The sequence below is a fragment of the Bacillus sp. SD075 genome (genome assembly GCF_017355165.1).
Classification (GTDB): Bacteria; Bacillota; Bacilli; order Bacillales; family DSM-1321; genus Peribacillus.
The window spans coordinates 1-293 of sequence record NZ_JADILK010000128.1 but is presented as its reverse complement, the minus strand read 5'-3'; the positions used below and the strand labels follow the sequence as shown (position 1 = coordinate 293).

Sequence of the window (293 nt, the reverse complement as noted above, 5' to 3'; positions counted from 1 at the left end):
CGTGATGAATAACCCTGAGTTTAAAGCCATCCATTCCCATAATGTGAAGGTAAAGAAGATAAAGAAAATGAAGTCAATCATGAAACTGATAGGAAAACTAGCAAGGATTTTTGTAGGAATAGCACGACGAAACGAGTCTTACTGTCCAAATAAAGTCCAAGTAATAATCCCTTTAGCAGCATAGAAATAAAACATTAGCTATATAGAATGCATCATTTTAAAAAGTTAACTTTATTTTTTAATGTTGTCTTATTCGTAGGATTTCAAATATGTATGGAGTACCAGGTTTCTTG

The 293-nt window shown here is 32.1% G+C and carries 1 pseudogene; it reads left to right on the top strand.

From position 1 onward, the window contains the following. A pseudogene (locus IOC57_RS25575) lies at nucleotides 1–184 on the top strand (IS110 family RNA-guided transposase); the annotation flags it as partial. Between the last annotated feature and the right edge of the window lie 109 nt (nucleotides 185–293).